Origin of the sequence: Marinobacterium aestuariivivens, from assembly GCF_042661465.1 — a bacterium.
Taxonomy (GTDB): domain Bacteria; phylum Pseudomonadota; class Gammaproteobacteria; order Pseudomonadales; family Balneatricaceae; genus Marinobacterium_A; species Marinobacterium_A aestuariivivens.
Genome location: NZ_JBHSWE010000001.1, coordinates 2712056 through 2731871, shown reverse-complemented (window position 1 = coordinate 2731871; position 19816 = coordinate 2712056). Strand labels below are relative to the sequence as shown.

The window sequence follows — 19816 nt, the reverse complement described above, 5'->3', positions numbered from 1 at the left end:
CCTTTGCGATTTTCTTGAAGGTAAGAACTGGTGATCGAGAATCTGAGAAACATAGCCATCATCGCGCACGTCGACCACGGCAAGACCACGCTGGTCGACAAGCTGCTGCAGCAGTCCGGTACGCTGGGGCGCCGCGATGAGGGTGCCGAGCGCATCATGGACTCCAACGATCAGGAGCGTGAGCGCGGCATTACCATCCTGGCCAAGAACACGGCCATCGCATGGAACGATTACCGGATCAATATCGTCGACACCCCGGGACACGCCGACTTCGGTGGCGAGGTCGAACGCGTTCTGTCCATGGTCGACTCCGTATTGCTGCTGGTCGATGCCGTAGACGGCCCGATGCCCCAGACCCGCTTCGTGACCCAGAAAGCCTTCGCCCAGGGCCTGCGCCCGATCGTCGTCATCAACAAGGTCGACCGCCCTGGCGCGCGCCCCGACTGGGTTGTCGACCAGGTGTTCGACCTGTTCGACAACCTCGGCGCCACCGACGAGCAGCTCGACTTCCCGATCGTCTACGCCTCCGCCCTGAACGGCATCGCCGGCCGCGAAGCCGACGAACTGGCCGAGGACATGACGCCGCTGTTCGAAGCGATCGTCGAGCACGTCAGCGCGCCCCAGGTCGATCTGGACGGTCCCTTCCAGATGCAGATTTCGGCACTGGACTACAACAGCTACGTCGGCGTTATCGGCGTCGGCCGCGTCAAGCGCGGCAGGATTGCCATCAACGGCCAGGTCAAGGTCATCGACCGCGAAGGCAAGGTGCGCAACGGTCGCGTGCTCAAGATCATGGGCTACATGGGCCTCGAGCGCGTTGAAGTGCCGAACGCCCAGGCCGGCGATATCATCTGCATCACCGGTATCGACGAGCTCAACATCTCCGATACCCTCTGCGACCCGACCGCCGTCGAGGCGCTGCCGCCCCTGAGCGTCGACGAGCCGACCGTATCCATGACCTTCCAGGTCAATGACTCGCCGTTCGCCGGTCAGGACGGCAAGTTCGTCACCAGCCGCAACATCAAGGACCGTCTCGAGCGCGAGCTGATCCACAACGTGGCGCTGCGTGTCGAGCAGGGCGATACCCCGGAGAAGTTCAAGGTCTCCGGCCGCGGTGAACTGCACCTGTCGGTCCTGATCGAAACCATGCGTCGCGAAGGCTTCGAGCTCGGCGTTTCCCGTCCGGAAGTTATCCAGAAGGTGGTCGACGGCCAGGTTCAGGAGCCGTACGAAATGGTGATGCTCGATGTCGAAGAGCAGCACCAGGGCTCTGTGATCGAGGAGCTCGGCAAGCGCCGCGGCGACATGACCAACATGGAAGTGGATGGCAAGGGTCGCGTGCGCCTGACCTTCATGATGCCGTCCCGCGGCCTGATCGGCTTCCGCTCGCTGTTCCTGACCATGACCTCCGGCACCGGCATCCTGACCTCGATCTTCGACCACTACGGTCCGGTCAAGGAAGGGGAAGTCGTATCCCGCAACAACGGCGTACTGGTCTCGATGGTCACCGGCAAGGCGCTGGGCTATGCACTCTGGAACCTGCAGGAACGCGGCCGTCTGTGCATCGACCCGAACATCGATGTCTACGAAGGCATGATCCTGGGTATCCACAGCCGCAGCAACGACCTGGCGGTCAACCCGACCAAGGGCAAGCAGCTGACCAACGTCCGCGCCTCCGGCACCGACGAGAACATCCAGCTGACCCCGCCGGTCCGCTTCACCCTTGAACAGGCGCTGGATTTCATCGAAGACGACGAGCTGGTCGAAGTGACGCCGCAGCATATCCGCATCCGCAAGAAGCTGCTCAAGGAAAACGAGCGCAAGCGCGCGAAGAAGTAATATGGCGTCCCGACCGGGACCGGCTATCGAAACCGGAAGACCGAAAGGCCTTCCGGTTTTTTTATGTTCAGGATGAACGGTATGCCGTGGGCGCAGGGATGCGCGAGAACGGCGATGTTCAGGATGAACGGTCATCGTCACTTGCTCCTGCAGTGACAATGTTTCCGACATCCCTGTCGGTCATGCCGTGGGCGCAGGGATGCGCGAGAGCGGCTAAACGCCTGCGGCGGGATGCAGTGACAGTGGTCGGGCCCTATAATGGGCAGTCAGCAGCATGAAGCTGAAAGCCGCAACAACAGAGCAGGTATCCGCATGCGCACTCTTTACCCGGAACCGACGCCCCACGCCGAACAGCGACTTCAGGTGGACGATATCCACAGCCTGTACCTGGAGGAAAGCGGCAACCCGAACGGCATGCCGGTGCTGTTCGTGCATGGCGGCCCGGGCGGCGGCTGCAGCCCGGCCCATCGCGGCTTCTTCGACCCCAACAAATACCGCATCATCCTGTTCGACCAGCGCGGCTGCGGCCGCTCGACGCCCCATGCCTCCCTCGCCGCCAACACCACCTGGCACCTGGTGGCCGACATGGAACGCATCCGCATTCATCTGGGCATCGACCGCTGGCTGCTGTTCGGCGGCTCCTGGGGATCGACCCTGAGTCTGATCTATGCCCAGGCGCATCCCGAGCGCGTCAGCGGCCTGATTCTGCGCGGCATTTTCCTCTGCCGCGACCAGGATCTGCACTGGTTCTATCAGCGCGGCGCCAATGCGCTGTTTCCCGACTACTGGCAGGAGTTCGAGCAGCCGATTCCGGAAGCCGAGCGCGACGACATGCTCGGCGCCTATCACCGCCGCCTGACCGCCGACAACGAGATCGCCCGGATGTCCGCCGCCAAGGCCTGGTCGGTCTGGGAAGGCCACTGCTCGACCCTCGACCCGAACCACCAGGTGATCGACCACTTCGCCGATCCCCATGTGGCGCTGGCAATGGCCCGCATCGAGACCCACTATTTCGTCAACAGGGCCTTTCTCGAGCCGAACCAGATCCTGCGCGACGCCCACCTGATTCAGGAAATTCCGACCATCATCGTACAGGGTCGCTACGACATGGTCTGTCCGGTGGAGCAGGCCTATGCGCTCTACCGGGCCCTGCCCCAGGCTGAACTGCATATCGTGCGCGATGCCGGCCACTCGGGTTTCGAGCCCGGCACCATCAGCAACCTCGTCGAGGCAACCGACCACTTCGCCCGCAGCCGGGCCTGAATATGCGTAACGCGTTACGCATATTCAGGCCCGGCTGCGTCTTGCCAATATCGACTTCCCCTCAGTACCATCCGGACTTTTTCGGGAACCGCATCAATGAAAGCTCTGATACAACGGGTCGGCGCCGCGCAGGTGGACGTGGACGGCGAGTGCACCGGCGCCATAGGCCCGGGCATTCTGCTGCTGCTAGGGGTCGAAAAAAGCGATGACGGGGCGGCCGCGGACAAGCTGCTGAACAAGGTGCTGGGGTATCGCATCTTCGCCGACGCCGACGGCAAGATGAACCTCAATCTGCAGCAGGCCGAAGGCGGCCTGCTGATCGTGCCCCAGTTCACCCTGGTTGCCGATACCCGCAAAGGCCTGCGCCCGAGCTTCTCGTCCGGCGCCAGCCCCGAACAGGGCGAACGTCTCTACGACTACTTCGTCGAGCGCGCCAGGGCCCTGCACCACGACGTCGCGACCGGACGCTTCGGCGCCAATATGCAGGTCTCGTTGACCAACGACGGACCGGTGACTTTTTTGCTGGAAAGCTGAAAGTGGTGAGTTCGTAGGATGGGTGCAGCGATGCAATGGCACCCGATTCATCACGGCCAGGGGAAGCCAGGGCATCGCGGAACCCGTCATATCGATCGCCGTACAGATCGGTTGGTTTCGGTTGGTACAAGGGGAAGGGTGTTGGGTGACGCGGCTGTGCCGCTGCACCCAACCTACGAAGATGCCAGACCACCCAGGCCATTCTCCTTGATATAGAGCATGCAGCCGTCGCGGCTGGCGGGCCGGTGGCCGGAACCGGCCGGCAGGCGCAGCCAGTCGTGGCGCCGGTACTCGCCCTGCTCGTCGTCGAAGGCGCCCTCCAGCACCAGGATTTCGACACCGCCGGGATAGTTGCGCGATTCCGGCACCGTACCGGGTGCCCAGCGTTCCAGGCGCATCCGTTCGTCAAAACCCTCCTCGCGATAAAGCCACTTGATCTCGACGCCGGGGCCTCCGGCTGCCAGGCCATCGAGGCGGTGTCGAGCGCCAGGTGACGACGCCGGCCCGGGTACTGGCGCAGTTTCACGAACAGCAGACAGCCACCGTCCGAACTCGGCGCGTGCTCGAAGCCCTCGGGATTGAGCAGGTAACTGCCGGCCGGCCAGTCGCCGCTCTGGTCGGAAAAGGTGCCCTCGAGCACCAGAATCTCCTCGCCGCCGGGATGGGGGTGGGACGGGAAAACGGCACCGGCCGGATAGCGCACCAGCGAGGTCACCTCGCCGCCCTCGGCGGTCCCGACCAGATGCAGGCGCTTGCGCAGCACCTCGCCCCCGGGGCTGGGTTGCCAGTCCAGCTGATCGCTGTGGACCTCTGCCCGGCGGGCCATATCACCATTGACTGCTATCATGTTGGGCACCTTCGGGGTCTGTAAATGGAACCGGTTATGCTACAACGCACCGTAAAACGCCTCTCGCCTGGCGCTCTGCTCTGGCTACTGCTGTTCAGTATCGTACTGACCTGGTCCGCCATCGGGCCCAGGGACCGGCTGACCTGGTGGCTCGAGGTCCTGCCGGCACTGCTGGCCCTGCTGCTGCTCGCCGCGACCCGGCGGCCCTTCCCGCTGACAAAGCTCAGTTATGTGCTGATCCTGCTGCACTGCTTCATTCTGATGGTTGGAGGCCACTACACCTACGCCGAAGTGCCGCTGTTCGATCAACTGGCCGACTGGTTTGGCTGGACCCGCAACAACTACGACAAGATTGGACATCTGGCGCAGGGCTTTGTCCCCGCCATCGTCGCCCGGGAGCTTTTGCTGCGCAAGAGGGTGGTGAACGGCAACGGCTGGCGGGTGCTGTTCGTGCTCTGTTTCTGCCTGGCGCTCAGCGCTTTCTACGAACTGATCGAATGGTGGGTGGCGCTGCTCAGCGCCAGCGCCGCCGAGTCTTTCCTCGGCACCCAGGGCTATGTCTGGGACACCCAGTCCGACATGCTGATGGCGCTGATCGGGGCAGGCCTCGCGCTGCTGACACTGTCGCGCCTGCACGACCGGCAGATGGCGCCGCTGATGGATCGATCTCCGTAGGGTGAAATGATGCCCCGAAGGCACGAATTCCACCGGAACTATCAGGCTTCCGGCGTTTGCGTGGACCAACCACGGAAGTCGCTGAAATCACCGGTGGAATTCGCAGGCTCATTCCACCCTACCGGTAGGTGCGGCCATCGTGCCGCAGCCAGCCGTGGGGATGGCGTCCCCGGGGATCCCGATGGGTCCAGTGCACGACCCCTCCCTTCTCGTTCCACTCGTATTCACCGAAGAACTCGACCCGGTCGCCTTCGCGCAGGCCGTCGATGCGTGGCGCCAGATCGATATTGTGAGCGATCAGCAGCGTCTGGCCGGAGCCGAGTTCGAGGATGAAGCGCTGGTGACGGCTGCCGTCACGATCGTCCGGCAGCAGCCTGAGTACCCGCCCTTCACCCTGTACCTGCAGGTTGCTCTGCCGGTTGCGAAAAGCCTCGGCCAGCAGGTCGTTCGCGGTTTCGGCCCGGGCCGCCGGGCCCTGAAGCGGCAGACCGCCCTTTTCGACAAAACCGTAAAAGCCGGCAGCCAGGATCAGGAGCAGCAGCAGTTTTTTCATTGCAGTCAAAACCTTGAAGAGTGAAGAAGCTCGGCGTTACTGATTACCAAGCGACAGCTTTTTAGCCCTGAGCGTCATCCGGGGTTCAACGGGCTGGCGGCACGGAAACGGAAGCCTTAGTTTAAGCTTTTCAGCAATCCCGAACGCAAGATTCATGAGCCGAGCCTTTATAAAAGAAGACAGCGACCAGCCCGAGCGCCTGCCGGACCGGCCGCAGAGCGATCTGCCCAATTACATGACTCCGGCCGGCAGGGCGGCGATGGCCGACAGCCTGGCCAGCCTCGAGCGCGAGCACGCCGAACTGAAGGCCTCGGGCGAATGGGCAGCCGGCAGCCGCCTGCCGGCGCTGGAGCGGGATATCCGCTACTACCGGGCGCGGCTGCAGTCCGCGCTGCCTGTCGAACCGCCGGCCTCGGCGCCGGAAACCGTTATTTTCGGCGCTGCCGTCGGTTTTGTCGACGAGCAGGAACAGCCCTTCCACTTTCAGATCGTCGGCGAGGACGAGGCCGACATCGCCAGGGGCAGGATCAGTTGGTCTTCGCCGCTGGCCAGGGCTCTGCTCGGCAAGCGCGTCGGCGACAGTGCGATCTGGCCAAGGCCGGCCGGTGCTCTGGAGATCGAGATCACCGAGATCTGGATTCCGCCGTCATCTCCTGCCAGAACGCCTGGGCCAGCTCGCTGAGCGGCAGGTCCCGCCGCCGGATCAGATAGATCGGCACCCGGCTGCGGGAGTTGAAGTTCTCGACCTCGAGCGCGACCAGCAGGCCATTGCCCAATTCCGCGTCCACCATGTGATCGGGAATCCGCGCCCAGCCGAGTCCCGCCACCATCAGGGCCTTCTTCATCTGATAATCGCCGACATACCAGCGCTGCCCGCCGGGAATCACGTTGACATGATCGAAAGGCGCCAGTGAACCGCTGTCGCTGATGAGGATGTGCGGCCGGTTACGCAACTCGGTCTGGCCAATGGTCCGCTCGCCACCGCCCTCCAGATAACCCGGTGCGGCGACCGTCACCATGCCGATATCGCCAATACCGACAAAATCGAACCGCTCATCGAGACCGATGCGTGGACCGATGGCCAGGTCGGCCTTTTCCCGCAGCAACTGTTCCAGCACGCCGGACAGATGCTGGGTATTGATGTTGAGGCGCATGCCGGGGGACCGGCTGCAGAATCGCCGGACCGCATCGAGCCAGAGCGGAATGGCGCACATGGCGCTGAGCGACAGCGTCAGCGTCGGTGCCTCTCCGCGGGCCAGGTGGTGGCCGAGATTTTCCAGCACCTGCACCTCCCCCAGCAGCTTTTTCGCCTGCCGGTAAAAGGCTTTGCCCTCCGTCGTCAGCGCCGGGCGATAACTGTCGCGACTGAGCAGCCGCAAGCCGAACTCGTCCTCGAGCGCGCGCACCGCTGCACTGACCGTCGACTGGGTCTTGAAGATCTGCACCGCCGCGCCCCTGAAGCTGCCCTGCTCCACCACCGCGACAAAGGCACGCAGCTGCTCGTTGGTCATGGATCCACCATATGATCGCGAATAACGATCATTATAACCGAAAGATATCGTTATCTTGTGTTCATCTTCAGGCGTAAGCTGGCAGCATCATTTTAAGGGGCTCATTGGCGCTAGCCGTGACAGGTGACGCGTCACGCGTCACGACAAGCGGCCCCCTGCTAAAGGAGAATCGCAGTTGGATCTGGCACTCTGGTGCGTACTCGCGGCCGGTCTGGTCACCGGCTTCTCGAAATTCTCGGTCGGCGGCATGGGCCTGCTGATCCTGCCCCTGCTGATGATCGCAATGCCGGGCCCGGAGGCCTTGGGCGTGATCGTGCCGATGTACATCGCCACCGATCTGATGGCGATCGTGATGTACCGCCGCGAGATCGCCTGGAAGGTGCTCGCCGGGCTGCTGCCACCCGCCCTCGCGGGTGTGGTGCTGGGGTCCTGGCTGCTGTCGGAACTCGATGCCAGCGCCTTTACGCCGCTGCTCGGCGCACTGATCCTCGGCATGCTGGGCCTGGGTCTGTGGCTCGATCACCGCCCCACCGCGCTGATGCGCCATCCCCTTGCCGCACGCCTGACGGGCCTCGTGGCCGGCTTCATCAGCATGATCGCCAATGCCGCAGGACCACTCTTCAGCCTCTATCTGCTCGAACAGCGCCTGTCGAAGAACGCCTATGTCAGCACCCGGGCCTGGGGCTTCATGCTGATCAACCTCGCCAAGCTGCCGATGCTTGCCTCTCTGGGACTGATCTCCAGCGAAAGCCTTCAGCTGAGCCTCTGGGGTCTGCCGGCACTGGCGACCGGCGCGGCCGTCGGCTACTGGTTGCTGCGCCGCCTCAATCTGGCCCAGTTCAAGTGGCTGATCCGCATCATGGCCTCTATTGCGGCACTCAAGCTCTTTGCCTTCGGTTGAGCGCCGATTGTCCGCCGCCGGATCAGATAGCGCTACAGCAGTATCATTGCCACGCAGGCAGCGGTCAGCCCCCATCAGGCGGTTGAAGCAACGCCAGTGGCGCGGTGTCTTCAGCAGGCGCCCCAGCGCCATTCCGAAGCTGGTCCAGAGCGCGATCGACGGCAGGTTGACCAGTCCCATCAGCAGAATCACCAGTACCGCCGACAGCACAAAGGCGTCTCCCGCGAGCGTGAAGGAGGCAATTCCGGAAATCGCCATCACCCAGGCCTTGGGGTTGGCGAACTGGAACGCCGCCGCCTGCCAGAATGTCAGCGGGCGCGCCTTGTCGCGCTGCGCCATCGTTTCCGGCGTGGGCGCGTTGGCGATCTTCCAGGCCAGCCAGAGCAGATAGAGACTGCCAATCAGCTTCAGCGCCTGCTGCGTGACCGGCCACTGTTCGAACAGCGTTCCCAGTCCCAGCGCCACCGCCCCCATCAGCCCCATGCAACCGGCGGAGATGCCCAGCATATGGGGCAGGGTACGCACAAAACCGTGGTTCGCCCCGGACGCGGTCAGCATCATGTTGTTCGGCCCCGGCGTGGCCGACATGCTGAAGGCGAAGAAAACAAAGGGACCGGCCACCGCGAGCAATTCCGGCGTAGCGTTCATGACGACTCCCGTACAGCGGCGAAGCGCCGCATTTGAAAGGGTACAATTGACAAAAAATCGATACATTTACCGAACGGCATCGATACAATATGCAGTATTGTTCGACCCGCGCGGCGCTTCAATCGCTAATTTGTCGCCGCTACAATCAATTGTCACCCTGACAAAAACTGCGCCAACCGCGGAGGACGCATCGAGATGAATGTTCAGGAACGTGCCCGAATCCGCTGCCACTGGCTGCCCGAGCCGGATCGCGCCAGTGGCCCGCTGTACAAGGCGCTGGTGGATCAACTGGCCCGCGATATCGCCAGCGGTGTCCTCGGCCCCGGCGAACGGCTGCCGCCGCAGCGGCTGCTCGCCGATGCCCTGCAGGTCACTGTCGGCACCATCACCCGGGCCTATCGCGAGGCGGAACGGCGCGGCCTGGTGGAGGCCCGCATTGGCAGCGGCACCCGGGTACGCGAGCGGCAAAGCCGCGCCCCCGACTTCCATCATCTGTCCCATGCCTCCGGCGACAGCATCGACCTGTCGCTGAGCACGCCGATCGCCAACCCGCTGCGCAGCCAGCAGCTGGCCACCCTGATGACGCGACTGGCGACCCAGACCGAAACCCTCGACGCCGCACTGGCCTATCAGCCGGAGCAGGGCAACCGGGCACAACGGGAAACCCTGTCCGCCTGGCTCGGCGCCCGGGGATTGCCGATGCCCGCCGACGAGCTGCTGCTGACCGAAGGCGGTCAGCATGCCGACTATCTGACATTGCAGACGCTGGTACGCCCCGGCGAGGCCGTGGCGTCCGATGCCCTGACCTACCCCGGCATGATCGCTGCGGCGCGCCAGCTGGGACTGAAGCACCTGCCGGTGCCGATGGACACCGAAGGCATGCGCCCGGACGCGCTGGAGCGGCTCTGCCAGCAGCAGCGCATCCGCCTGCTCTACCTGATGCCGGAACACAACAACCCCACCGGCGCGCGGATGAGCCAGGCCCGGCGCGAAGCCATCGTCGCGATCGCCCGACGCCACGACCTGCTGTTGCTCGAGGACGGCGTGCAGTACGTGCTGCCCGAGCAGCGGGGTCAGCCGTTCTATCGGCTGGCACCGGAACGGTCGCTGTACATCTTCAGCGTGTCGAAGATCCTCGCCGGCGGGCTTCGCTTCGGCGCGTTGCGGGCACCGGCGAACCTGATCCCGCAACTGAGTGCGGGGCTTCGTGCCCAGTGCTGGGCCACCAACAGCCTGCCCGGCGCCGTCGCCTGCGAATGGCTCGCGTCGGGCATGGCGGACACCATCATCGACTGGCACTGGCAGGAGGTCCGCGCCCGGCAGCAGTTGCTTCACGATTGCCTGGCCGGCTACGACGTCCAGTCCCACCCCTGCGGCTTTCACGCCTGGCTGCACCTGCCGGAGCCCTGGCGGGCGGTCGATTTCGTCGCGCGCGCCGCCGAGCGCGGAGTAACGCTGATCGGCCCCGAACCCTTCTGCGTCGGCAGTCAGCCGGCACCCCAGGCCGTGAGGATCTGCATCACGCCGCCACCGGACCGGGCGCTGCTGCAGACCGCGCTGGAGCGTCTGACCGACCTGCTCGCCGAGGCCCCGCCGGTGAAGGCCATGCCGATCTGATCGCACGGCGGGACCTGCTAGAATCAAAAGTACCTTCCCCAAAGACAGCCGCAACCGCCATGGCCACGATCACCTTTACCCGTCATCTGGACCGCTATCTGGACTGTCCGCCGCAAAGCGTCGATGCCGATACGGTCGCGGAAGCACTCGAGCGGGCCTTCGACGGCAACCAGCGGCTGGCCGGCTATATTCTCGATGACCAGCGGCGGCTGCGCAGAAACATTGCTATTTTTGTCGATGGATGTCAGATACGGGACCGCCGTCACCTCAGCGACGCGCTGGCGCCCGACTCGAAAATTTACGTGCTGCAGGCGCTCTCCGGGGGCTGAACCCGCCGTTGCCCGGCCCTCCCTGCATCGATGACTGCGCGAAGGAAACAATCATGAGCCTGATACTGCGAGTCGGCACCCGCAAGGGACTGTTTACCATTGAACGTCAGGCGCCGGGCGACTGGCGCATCCTGCAGCCGCCGGCCTTTCTCGGCGATCCCGTGACGATGATCCTGACCGATCCCCGCAGCGGGGATCGCCTTGCGGCACTCAACCTCGGACACTTCGGCGTCAAACTCTTTCGTGCCGGCGCCGGCTCCGACAACTGGCAGGAACTCGATGCCCCCGGTTCCCCCTCAGCGGGGAAGACGATGGCCCTGCCGTCACCCAGATCTGGGAACTGGCCGCCGGCCATCCCGACCAGCCCGGCACCCTGTGGGCCGGCACCATCCCCGGCGGGCTCTTCAGATCGGCGGACGGCGGCGACAGCTGGTCGCTCATCGAGTCGCTGTGGCAGCGGCCCGAACGGGAATTCTGGTTCGGCGGCGGTTACGACGCGCCCGGCATACACTCCATCAGCGTACACCCTGAGGACGGCGACCGGATCAGCCTCGCCGTCTCCTGCGGCGGCGTCTGGGAAAGCCCCGACGGCGGCGCGAACTGGCAGCAGGCAGGCCAGGGACTGAGGGCGGCCTTCCTGCCGCCGGAACAGGCCTACGAACCCGTCAGCCAGGACCCGCACCGGATGGTGCGCTGCCCGGCCTCGCCGCACCGGCTCTGGATTCAGCACCACAACGGCATCTTCCGCTCCGACGATGGTGGCCGCCGTTTCACCGAAATCGAGGGCGTACAGCCCTCGGTGTTCGGTTTCGCGGTCGCGGTCCACCCCACCGATCCGGATACCGCCTGGTTCGTTCCGGGCGTCAAGGATGAATGCCGGGTTCCGGTCGACGCCCGCCTGGTGGTGACCCGTACCCGGGACGGCGGCCAGAGCTTCGAGACGCTGAACAGCGGACTGCCCGAGGATCCGGCCTACGACCTGGTCTACCGTCATGGCCTGGATGTGGACCGAAGCGGCCAGGTGCTCGCATTCGGCTCGACCACCGGGGGCTCTGGACCAGCGAGGATCAGGGCAACAGCTGGCAGTGTCTCTCGGCCCATCTGCCGCCGATCAATGTCGTGCGGTTCGATCCCTGAGCCACCGGCGAAGGCCCATGCTGCTCACCGCCGTCCACTACGACTTTCCCTGGGAGGCCCAGCTGGCACGTTCACGGCTGGAGGCCGAAGGCATCGACGCCTTCGTTGCCGACGAGCACACCATCGGCATGCAGTGGCTCTACAGCAATGCCCTGGGCGGCGTGCGGGTGCAGGTCGATGCCGAGGATCTGCATCGCGCCCGTGCCATTCTTGCCGAAGATCGCAGCGAGGATATCGACCGCCAGACCGGTGCCGACCCGCTGATCTGCCCCTGCTGTGGCAGCGACCGCACCCGCTATCGCCCCGTCGGGCGCCGGCTGGCATTCCTGGTCTTTATCGGACTCGACTTCCCGCTGTTTCCGGTACGCCACGCCGTTCAATGCGACGACTGCGGCGCCCTCAGCCGGCTGTATCGCTGAATCGACATCCATTGCCTAACGCCTAACGCCTAACGCCTAACGCCTAACGCAATCAATGGTGGAGTTCGCTGGCATTTGCTCCTGCACGCGGGGCGGCCCCCGCCATCCATGGCGGTCGCGTCGCTCATTGCCACCCTACCCTCTCGTCAGCCATCGAAGCGGTAGCCGATGCCATGCACCGTGACGATGATCGCGGGGTTGCGGGCATCGCGCTCCACCGCCTTGCGCAGCTTCGAGATATGCTGGTCGAGGGTGCGGCTGCTGGGCAGGTAATGCCGCCCCCAGCATTCGTCGAACAGCTGGTCGCGGCTCAGCACCCGGCCGCGATTGCGGTACAGCAGCTGCAGAATGCGCAGATCCCTGAGGCTCAGATCGATCCTGCCGCCGTCGCGCTCGGCCCGAAGCTGCGCGGGGAACACCTGCAGATCCGCCATCCGGAAACTGTCGTCGTCCGCCGGCGGCCCGGCGCGTTCGAGACAGCGCCGCGTGACGGCGCGGATGCGGGCGATCACCTCGCGGCTGCCGAAGGGCTTCTTGATGTAGTCGTCGGCGCCGAGTTCGAGGCCGACCACCTGATCGATCTCTTCGGACTTGGCGCTGATGAAGATCACCGGCAGCTGCTGGTCCTGCTGCCGGATGCGCCGGCACAGGCTGTAGCCATCGAGCTTCGGCATCATGATATCGAGCAGCGCCAGCTGCGGACGCTGCTCGAGATACAGCGCCCAGGCCTGTTCGCCGTCGGCCGCCTCGATACAGTCGTAGCCTTCGCCCTCCAGCAGGTCGCGCAGTCCCAGCCGGATGTTGAAATCGTCCTCGGCGATCAGCGTTTTCATCGGGTCGTCTCCAGTCGGATCCTGAAACAGGCACCGGAACCGCCGGGTTCCAGGCTGAGGTCGCCGCCGTGGGCCCGCGCCAGATCCCGGGCCAGCCCGAGCCCGATGCCGGTACCGGCAACGCCGTCGGTAATGCGGTTGCTGCTGCGGTAGAACGGCTCGAAGATGCGCTCGCGCTCGCCCGCATCGATGCCCGGCCCCCGGTCCTGCACCTCGATGCACAGCATGGCCCCATCGAGCCAGGAGCGGATCCGCAGCAGGCCGCTGTCGGGGGCGTATTTCTCGCAGTTGCTCAGCAGGTTGTTGAGGATCTGCTCCAGCGCCGCGGGGTCGTACCGGAGACTGCGGTCAATGCCCGCATCGAAGGAGAGATCGATGCCCCGCTGCAACAGCAGCGGGGCAAAGGTCTGCAGGATGCGCTCGACCTGCTCGTCGGGATTGCCCGGTTCGGGCGTCAGCCGCAGCTGCTGGCGTTGCAGCCGGGAAAAGCTGAGCACGTTGTCGATCAGCCGCGACAGGCGCTGACTCTCGCCGGCGATCACCCCGAGGTAACGGCGTACCGTCGGCTCGGTCCCCTCATCGTCGAGGCGCTCCTGCAGCATCTCGGCATAGAGCCGCACATTGGTCAGCGGTGTTTTCAGCTCGTGGGACACCTGGTTGACGAAGTTGACCCGCTGCTGCGCCAGACGCAGCTCGCGCCGGTGCTCGCGATCGAGCAGGTAGCCGAGACTGCCGAGCCCGGTCGCGAGCAGCAGCAGCGAGACCAGCGAACCGAGCCAGCCGCCGGACGAGACCTGCTGCAGCTCCGGGGCATGGTACTCCAGCTTCCAGCTGCCCAGCGGATGGCTGAGACCGATACTGCGCAGGGCCGGGCCCTCGCCACGATAGGCGCCCCAGCTGTAGAGCGTCTCGTCATGGCTGTCGAGCAGGCGTATTTCGGCGCGCCCGAGCTGGCTGTCCCCCTCCCCACCGTCCGGCAGCCGGTTGATCAGATCCGACAGCAAGCGCGCATCGTTGAGCACAAAACCGAGGATGCGCCCCTGCGGATCCCGCCACCAGTAGATATGCATCAGGCCGGCATTGGCATACCAGGCGATCCAACCCGAGGCTGTCGCCGGCCCCCTTCGGCGGCCGGGGCGGCAGCGGGCTCGGATTCGGTCCTGAAGGCATCGGCCAGTTCCGCCGGAGCCTGGCGCGCCAGTTGGCCGCTGGCCAGATAGTCCCGGTCACCGCCAGCGGACGTATCCAGTGCCAGCGGATCCGCACCGGCCGGCCGGAACAGGTCCGGGGACTGCCACAGCGGCTGCAACTGTTCGACAAGGCGTTGTTCGTCTGCGCTCAGGGGCTGCTGGCGCGGCGGAAAGAGACGCTCGTCGCGGTCGTCGAGCACGAACAGCTGCCGAACCTGGGCGGAATCCTTGAGAAAGGCCCGCAGACGGTCGGCCGGATAGTCGCGGTCGGCCAGGCGATGCAGCCGGCGCGCCTGCTGTTGCAGCAGGCGCTCGAGCTGCTGGAAATGCCCCTGCAGCTGGCCGTCGACCGTTTCCAGCTGCTGTTCGACCAGCTTCTGCAGCTGCAGCCCCAGCAATTGCCGTTCGTTCTGCTGCAGCCTGACACCGAGCCAGCCGAGCAGCAGCAGCGGCACCAGGATCAGCAGGATCAGCAACAACGGGGCACGGTAATTCAAGATGTCAGTCACTCCCGGGCGCGGCCTGCCGGATCAATAGGTCTGTTGTGTCGCACGTTTGTACTGGCGCTCGCGCAACTCCTTGCGCTTGCGATTCCAGTCATCATCGGAGGATAGCTCATCGGCGTCCTGCAGCGCTTCCTGTTCCTGGGCCTCGAGCTTCGGCGAATCAAGCGCTTCGGCCTGGGCGCCGAGCAGCTCGGCACTTTTCTGCAGAATGCTTTTCGCCCCCTCGACATCCCCCTGATCGCGGCGCTCGGTCGCCTCGCGGCTGTATTCGTTGGCCACCTGCTCGACTGCCGCCTCCAGCGCCGGCTTGTCGACCGCCTGCCGCACCTCCTCCTCGGACAGGCTGAAAACGGCACGCACCCGGCCGTTGAGCTGAGCGGTTTCGCGGGTCGCCAGATTGGCATAGTCCACCTGCACGCTGGCCAGCTCCAGTTCGCTGCCGGGCGGCTGGGCCGGGACTTCGACCTCCAGCACCAGGTATTTCTCCTGCTCGCTGTGAAGCTGATTCAGGCGGGCTCGCACGCGATCACCGATCACCTCGCCTTCGCGTCCGAGCAGCCGCAACGGTCTGACACCGTTGAGACAGCGAATCTCGATGGTCAGATCCTGGGCCACCACCGACATCACGTCGCCGAACTCGTACTGGAAGATCCGCGCCAGGTCCCCGGCGTTTTCGACGAAAGCGTGATTGCCATCGCTGAAGCCGGCCAGCTGCGTCATCAGGTCCTCGTTGTAGCCGAGCCCCAGACCGATGGTGGTAACGCTGATACCCTCCCGTGCCAGCGACTGCCCCAGCCGCCCCAGCTCCTGCGGCGTCTGCGGCCCGACGTTGGCCAGGCCGTCGGACAGCAGAATCACCCGGTTCACGCGGTTGCGATCGAGGAACTTGCGTACCTCGCGGGCGCCCTTGCTGACCCCGGCAAATAGCGCCGTGTTGCCGCCGGCCTGAATGCGGCGGATGGCACGGTAGATCGGATCGCGGTCCTGCAGCCGGGTCGCCGGCACCACCACTTCGACCCGCGAATCGTAAGTGACGACCGAGACGATATCGCGCTCGTCGAGACGTTCCAGCGCCATGATGGCGGCCTCCCTGGCCTGCCTGATCTTGTCGCCGCCCATCGAGCCGGACTTGTCCAGCACGATGGCGACATTGGCGGGCGTGCGCTCCGCCAGTCCCCGCCGCTCGAAACCGTCGAGGGCGATCTTGATAAAGGCGTTCTGTGCCACTCCGGCATTCATTACCGGGGTGGCAAGACTGAGATCGAGCTGCACTTCCCGCGCCTGTACGGTCAGCGGCAGGCACAGCAGCAGAAGCAAAACGGAATGGAACCAGCGCAGGCTGGCAAGTGAAATAGTCATGGCTGGACTCCCTGTGCGAATGATGTATGCACTCTAGCGACCGCTTCCCGGGCAATGGTCAGCCAAACGTCTGCACTTTGTAAAAGATTTGTAAGCGCCACCCTGCGCTGATCAATATTCGACCGCCAGGCAGCGTTTGTGGTATAAAGCCGCCGCAAATTCACAGGCTCGTTTTCAGAGGGCAACACTCAATGGCAATCATCCGCTGGATTCTCGGACGCATCATTCTCCTGCTCGATTTCCTGACCACGCCGCGCGGCGTGAAGCGACCGGCCGATCAGCAGGCCGTGCTCGACAGTCAGACGTCGCGCCTGGCGCTGTACCAGTACAAGGCGTGCCCATTCTGCGTCAAGGTGCGCCGGGCGATGAAGCGCCAGTCGCTGAAGATCGAAACCCGCGACGCCAAGCGCGAAGAGCGCTTCCGTCAGGAGTTGCTGGAACAGGGTGGCAAGCTGAAAGTGCCCTGCCTGCGCATCGAAACCGACAACGGCGACGTGCAGTGGATGTATGAATCCGGCGATATCGTCCGCTACCTCGATTCGGTCGCGGCCTGACGCACCGCCCCCTCCAGCCAGGCCTGCTCGCGGCCGGCCTGGCTCCACACGCCACCGAAGCCTGGCTCTATTCGGCTCCGACGCGCGCACTATACTGGCGCCTGCCCTGAACGGACCAGGGCCTCGACAATAACAAAAACATTGTTCCGGGTATTTCGCGGTGACCACTGCTATACCCGAATAGGGACAAAATTTTCAGCCACCGCTTGTTATTGCCGGGACAGACCCATGTCAGACTATCCGACCCTCGAAGAGATGGGCATTACCTCCTTCGACGAAATCACCAGGTACAGCCTGCGCCGCGAGCGCGACGTCGACGTGCTGAAGATCTACTACCAGCGCCCGAAGGGTTCACTGCGCTCGCGCAGCAAGAAGTTCTCCTTCGCCCGGCCGCGCAAATCCATCCCGCTGGAATTTCGTGGCCTGGCCGAGTGGAAGGATCTCAAGGACAGCAGCCCGACGCTGCAGAAGGCGGTCGAGGAGCTGAGCCGCCTGACCCGGCCCGAGACTGTGCCGTCGAACCAGGACCTCAGGACGCAGTTCCTCGAGGAACTGGACCATCTGGAAAAGGTGATGAACGCCAAGATCGGCGAGCTGCGGCGCCAGATCGAGGAGCTGAAGTAGAATCCGTACCAGCGTAGACGCCAACCGGCGGGTTACGCGGCGCCCAGGCAAATCGGTAACCGGAACCGGCGCTCGTGATTGCGCCGCTAACCCACCCTACGCAGCATCATCTCGCCCATCTTGCGGCCAAATACCTCCATCACCGCTTCAGGGTCGTCCTGACACTCGTCGAACGCCTCGACCATTGCCCGCAGCGTGGGCAGCGTCTTGTCCACCAGCTCGCCGATATAGACTTCGGCAGTCACCCGGGTATGGCGCTCGTAAGCCTCGAACAGCTCCCTTGCCTCGGCACCCAGTTTGATTTCCACAGTCTGCGTCGACATCAGCCTTACCTCCGGTGCAGTTGAACGACAGGGCCACCTGATCGCGGCCGCTCTGACTGACATAGTGCGGGGCCTGGTGACACCGCCATAGATCCAGCGCAGACCCGCGCCTGGGACCAGCCGGTCCACTGGCATCATCAATCGTGCGCGACTGGCGCTATAGCCCCAAGGTCAAAAAACCTAAGCTGAATCCCGATCCGGTCGCGGACCGACCGTCGTTGCAACAGGAGGCCCCATGTCCACATTTCCGACCCTGACCGCGATGGGCATTCGACATACCGAGGAGATTAGCCGCTTTACGCTGCACGAAGGCAGCCACAGCGATGAGCTCAAGGTCTACTTCCGGCAGGCGCCGGGCGGTCACCAGCCGCAAAGCATGAAGTTTCATTTCGACCGTCCGTGCCACGACAACCGCAGCGCCGCGCCCGAACTGCTGCAGGCACTGGACGAGCTCAGGCAACTGACGCGCAACGGCCAGCCGGCGCCGACACGGCATCAGCTGCTGACCGAACTGAACCAGCTGGAACTGGTGTTCAGTGCCAAGATCGAGGAGCTGAGGCATAACCTGCAGCAGTGGAAATGAGACGTAGAACGCAGGTTGGAATGATGCCCCGGAGGGGCGAATTCCGACCAGGTGGCGCTCCATGCCATGGCCTCCAAACCCGGAATTCGTCTGGGGCGCATCGCCTGGGGCTCATTCCAGGCTACGGGCTCAGACGATGGAAACAAGCCCGCCATTGAGGGCCCGGCCGGGCCCTGTTTTTTGACCAAATCGCGAAAACTGTACCTGGGCGCCGAAACCGTTCAGAATCTGCGAAATCCGTCGGTTTTGGAGCCCGCTCCATGAACACCATCAGCGCCTATGCCAGCGGCGTGCAAACGCTGCAAAATGCCTCGGCCAGCCTGAACGGGCATGCCGGCAATATCGCCCGTGCATCCGCGGACCTGCCGGTCGAGGCGCCGCTGACCGATTCCCTCATTGGCCTGCAGCAGGCGGAAACCTATGCACTGTCCGGCGTCAAGGTGATCCAGGCCGCCGACAATGTCCTCGGCACCCTGCTCGATATCGAAATCTGATCGCCGTTCAACCTCCCTCTGCGGCATCGACCCGGAATTCCCGCAGCCATTGATGAATCAGGCCGACCTCTTCGCGGTAGGGCTGTTCGTTGTTCAGCATCAGGTAGTACCCCCTGCCGGAACGGACACTGAAGTCCGACAACCGCGCCAGCCTGCCACTTTGGAGCTCCAGATCCAGCAGGTAGCGCGTACCCAGGGTCACCCCGTGTCCCCGCGCCGCCGCATCCACCAGCACGGTATAGTTGTTGCCGTGGCCGGATGCCTTCAACCCCCGTGCGTTGACCCCCAGTGATTCGAACCAGACCGGCCAGTTGATCCAGTTCGGCTCCACCCGTTCGTAGTCGAGCAGCCGATGGGACAACAGCGCCTCGGGCCCTTCGCCGCAGAGCGGGTGGGAACGGATATAGTCGGGGCTGGCCACCGGATAGAGCTCCTCCTCGAACAAAAGCTCGCCACTCCAGCCGATCCGCCGTGACGGATCGTAGACCACCGCCAGATTGACGTCGTCGGCGAAATGATCGGGCGTGTGGTCGGACGTGATCACCCGGATATTGACGCCAAACGCCGGGTAGCGATCGCGAAAAGCGTTGATCGCCGCACTCAGCCAGTAATGCGACATCGCGGTGTTCGCCGCCAGGGTGACCGAAGCCACGGAGGTATGGGTACCGAGTTCATCCACTGCATCCGCCAGGTAGTTGAAAGACGCGCTGACCTTCTGCAGCAGCTGCTGTCCCCGCGATGACAGCGTCACGCGTCGGCCATGGCGCTGAAACAGCTCGAAACCGAAATAGTCCTCCAGATAGCGGATCTGCTTGCTGACGGCCGCCTGGGAGACATGCAGCTCCTCGGCCGCGCGGGTGAAGTTCAGGGTGCGCGCCGCCGCCTCGAACACCATCAGGCTGGTCAGTGACGGCAGCCGGTGCCTCAAACTCTTCATAACCTGAAGTTATCTCCAGAGATGAAAAACCATCGGATGTACTGGACATCTGACCTTTCTTAGACTGCCAAGTATCGCAGAGCTATTCAGATCCTCACCAGTCTGATTGCGACCTTCATTTATGAACTGGGGTTATTCGA

General features: G+C 64.1%; 23 protein-coding genes and 2 pseudogenes. 13 read left to right on the top strand and 12 right to left on the bottom strand.

What is annotated here, in order from left to right; genetic code table 11:
• Positions 1-30 precede the first annotated feature (30 nt).
• The 3 genes from typA to dtd all read left to right on the top strand — a co-directional run bounded on the left by typA (position 31) and on the right by dtd (position 3636).
• Positions 31-1839, top strand: coding sequence for a translational GTPase TypA (gene typA, locus ACFQDL_RS14175; RefSeq protein ID WP_379909593.1), 1809 nt, complete (start codon positions 31-33; stop codon positions 1837-1839).
• 312 nt (positions 1840-2151) lie between these two features.
• Positions 2152-3102 carry a prolyl aminopeptidase gene (pip, locus tag ACFQDL_RS14170; RefSeq protein WP_379909592.1) on the top strand — a complete coding sequence of 317 codons (951 nt, stop codon included), beginning with the start codon at positions 2152-2154 and terminating at the stop codon, positions 3100-3102.
• A 96-nt stretch (positions 3103-3198) separates the two neighbouring features.
• Positions 3199-3636, top strand: coding sequence for a D-aminoacyl-tRNA deacylase (gene dtd, locus ACFQDL_RS14165; RefSeq protein ID WP_379909591.1), 438 nt, complete (start codon positions 3199-3201; stop codon positions 3634-3636).
• Positions 3637-3809: 173 nt separating this feature from the next.
• On the opposite strand, the gene ACFQDL_RS14160 is transcribed toward dtd, so the two are convergent.
• Both ACFQDL_RS14160 and ACFQDL_RS14155 read right to left on the bottom strand, forming a co-directional pair.
• On the bottom strand, positions 3810-4034 hold the full coding sequence (locus ACFQDL_RS14160) for a cupin domain-containing protein (protein WP_379909590.1): 225 nt from the start codon (positions 4032-4034) through the stop codon (positions 3810-3812).
• A gap of 170 nt (positions 4035-4204) precedes the next feature.
• A pseudogene (locus ACFQDL_RS14155) lies at positions 4205-4462 on the bottom strand (cupin domain-containing protein); the annotation flags it as partial.
• Between the two features lie 57 nt (positions 4463-4519).
• Here ACFQDL_RS14155 and ACFQDL_RS14150 point away from each other — a divergent pair.
• On the top strand, positions 4520-5158 hold the full coding sequence (locus ACFQDL_RS14150) for a DUF2238 domain-containing protein (protein WP_379909589.1): 639 nt from the start codon (positions 4520-4522) through the stop codon (positions 5156-5158).
• A gap of 118 nt (positions 5159-5276) precedes the next feature.
• Here the strand turns inward: ACFQDL_RS14150 and ACFQDL_RS14145 are convergent, their stop codons facing one another.
• Positions 5277-5711 (bottom strand): DUF3465 domain-containing protein, encoded by a 435-nt coding sequence (locus ACFQDL_RS14145; RefSeq protein ID WP_379909588.1) that lies wholly within the window; start codon positions 5709-5711, stop codon positions 5277-5279.
• Positions 5712-5865: 154 nt separating this feature from the next.
• On the opposite strand from ACFQDL_RS14145, the gene ACFQDL_RS14140 reads away from it, so the two are divergent.
• Complete coding sequence (locus tag ACFQDL_RS14140) at positions 5866-6393, top strand: GreA/GreB family elongation factor (RefSeq protein WP_379909587.1); 528 nt, start codon at positions 5866-5868, stop codon at positions 6391-6393.
• On the opposite strand, the gene ACFQDL_RS14135 is transcribed toward ACFQDL_RS14140, so the two are convergent.
• Positions 6335-7222, bottom strand: a complete 888-nt coding sequence (locus ACFQDL_RS14135) for a LysR family transcriptional regulator (protein ID WP_379909586.1) — start codon at positions 7220-7222, stop codon at positions 6335-6337. The genes ACFQDL_RS14140 and ACFQDL_RS14135 overlap by 59 nt on opposite strands.
• Positions 7223-7397: 175 nt before the next feature.
• Between ACFQDL_RS14135 and ACFQDL_RS14130 the strand changes: the two genes are divergently transcribed.
• A complete protein-coding gene (locus ACFQDL_RS14130) occupies positions 7398-8123 on the top strand; it encodes a sulfite exporter TauE/SafE family protein (protein WP_379909585.1) in 726 nt (241 codons plus the stop codon).
• Between the two features lie 126 nt (positions 8124-8249).
• On the opposite strand, the pseudogene ACFQDL_RS14125 reads toward ACFQDL_RS14130, so the two are convergent.
• Positions 8250-8681: pseudogene (locus ACFQDL_RS14125) on the bottom strand (LysE family translocator); the annotation flags it as partial.
• A gap of 285 nt (positions 8682-8966) precedes the next feature.
• Here ACFQDL_RS14125 and ACFQDL_RS14120 point away from each other — a divergent pair.
• Both ACFQDL_RS14120 and ACFQDL_RS14115 read left to right on the top strand, forming a co-directional pair.
• Positions 8967-10388: an aminotransferase-like domain-containing protein gene (locus ACFQDL_RS14120; protein ID WP_379909584.1), complete on the top strand. Its 1422-nt coding sequence runs from the start codon at positions 8967-8969 to the stop codon at positions 10386-10388.
• Positions 10389-10447: 59 nt separating this feature from the next.
• Entirely contained in the window at positions 10448-10717 is a 270-nt protein-coding gene (locus ACFQDL_RS14115; RefSeq protein WP_379909583.1) for a ubiquitin family protein, read from the top strand.
• Between the two features lie 106 nt (positions 10718-10823).
• Here the strand turns inward: ACFQDL_RS14115 and ACFQDL_RS14110 are convergent, their stop codons facing one another.
• A complete protein-coding gene (locus tag ACFQDL_RS14110) occupies positions 10824-11711 on the bottom strand; it encodes a hypothetical protein (RefSeq protein WP_379909582.1) in 888 nt (295 codons plus the stop codon).
• Between the two features lie 160 nt (positions 11712-11871).
• Between ACFQDL_RS14110 and ACFQDL_RS14105 the strand changes: the two genes are divergently transcribed.
• Positions 11872-12273 carry a putative signal transducing protein gene (locus tag ACFQDL_RS14105; protein ID WP_379909581.1) on the top strand — a complete coding sequence of 134 codons (402 nt, stop codon included), beginning with the start codon at positions 11872-11874 and terminating at the stop codon, positions 12271-12273.
• A 146-nt stretch (positions 12274-12419) separates the two neighbouring features.
• On the opposite strand, the gene ACFQDL_RS14100 is transcribed toward ACFQDL_RS14105, so the two are convergent.
• Genes ACFQDL_RS14100 through ACFQDL_RS14085 form a run of 4 tightly spaced genes read right to left on the bottom strand, consistent with a single transcriptional unit; the run spans position 12420 to position 16161 of the window.
• Positions 12420-13106 carry a response regulator transcription factor gene (locus ACFQDL_RS14100; protein ID WP_379909580.1) on the bottom strand — a complete coding sequence of 229 codons (687 nt, stop codon included), beginning with the start codon at positions 13104-13106 and terminating at the stop codon, positions 12420-12422.
• Positions 13103-14176, bottom strand: coding sequence for a sensor histidine kinase (locus tag ACFQDL_RS14095; protein ID WP_379909579.1), 1074 nt, complete (start codon positions 14174-14176; stop codon positions 13103-13105). The genes ACFQDL_RS14100 and ACFQDL_RS14095 overlap by 4 nt, the downstream gene beginning before the upstream one ends.
• On the bottom strand, positions 14176-14793 hold the full coding sequence (locus ACFQDL_RS14090) for a hypothetical protein (protein WP_379909578.1): 618 nt from the start codon (positions 14791-14793) through the stop codon (positions 14176-14178). The genes ACFQDL_RS14095 and ACFQDL_RS14090 overlap by 1 nt, the downstream gene beginning before the upstream one ends.
• 33 nt (positions 14794-14826) lie before the next feature.
• Entirely contained in the window at positions 14827-16161 is a 1335-nt protein-coding gene (locus tag ACFQDL_RS14085) for a vWA domain-containing protein (RefSeq protein WP_379909577.1), read from the bottom strand.
• A 191-nt stretch (positions 16162-16352) separates the two neighbouring features.
• Between ACFQDL_RS14085 and ACFQDL_RS14080 the strand changes: the two genes are divergently transcribed.
• Positions 16353-16715 carry a glutathione S-transferase N-terminal domain-containing protein gene (locus ACFQDL_RS14080; RefSeq protein WP_379909576.1) on the top strand — a complete coding sequence of 121 codons (363 nt, stop codon included), beginning with the start codon at positions 16353-16355 and terminating at the stop codon, positions 16713-16715.
• Positions 16716-16943: 228 nt separating this feature from the next.
• Positions 16944-17339, top strand: coding sequence for a DUF3461 family protein (locus ACFQDL_RS14075; RefSeq protein ID WP_379909575.1), 396 nt, complete (start codon positions 16944-16946; stop codon positions 17337-17339).
• Positions 17340-17425: 86 nt separating this feature from the next.
• Here the strand turns inward: ACFQDL_RS14075 and ACFQDL_RS14070 are convergent, their stop codons facing one another.
• Positions 17426-17662, bottom strand: coding sequence for a hypothetical protein (locus ACFQDL_RS14070; RefSeq protein ID WP_379909574.1), 237 nt, complete (start codon positions 17660-17662; stop codon positions 17426-17428).
• Between the two features lie 235 nt (positions 17663-17897).
• Between ACFQDL_RS14070 and ACFQDL_RS14065 the strand changes: the two genes are divergently transcribed.
• Complete coding sequence (locus ACFQDL_RS14065; protein WP_379909573.1) at positions 17898-18245, top strand: DUF3461 family protein; 348 nt, start codon at positions 17898-17900, stop codon at positions 18243-18245.
• Between the two features lie 260 nt (positions 18246-18505).
• Positions 18506-18739: a hypothetical protein gene (locus ACFQDL_RS14060; protein WP_379909572.1), complete on the top strand. Its 234-nt coding sequence runs from the start codon at positions 18506-18508 to the stop codon at positions 18737-18739.
• Between the two features lie 7 nt (positions 18740-18746).
• Here the strand turns inward: ACFQDL_RS14060 and ACFQDL_RS14055 are convergent, their stop codons facing one another.
• The gene (locus tag ACFQDL_RS14055; RefSeq protein ID WP_379909571.1) at positions 18747-19676 is read right to left on the bottom strand and encodes a LysR substrate-binding domain-containing protein; all 930 of its coding nucleotides are present in this window, start codon (positions 19674-19676) and stop codon (positions 18747-18749) included.
• Positions 19677-19816: the final 140 nt, after the last annotated feature.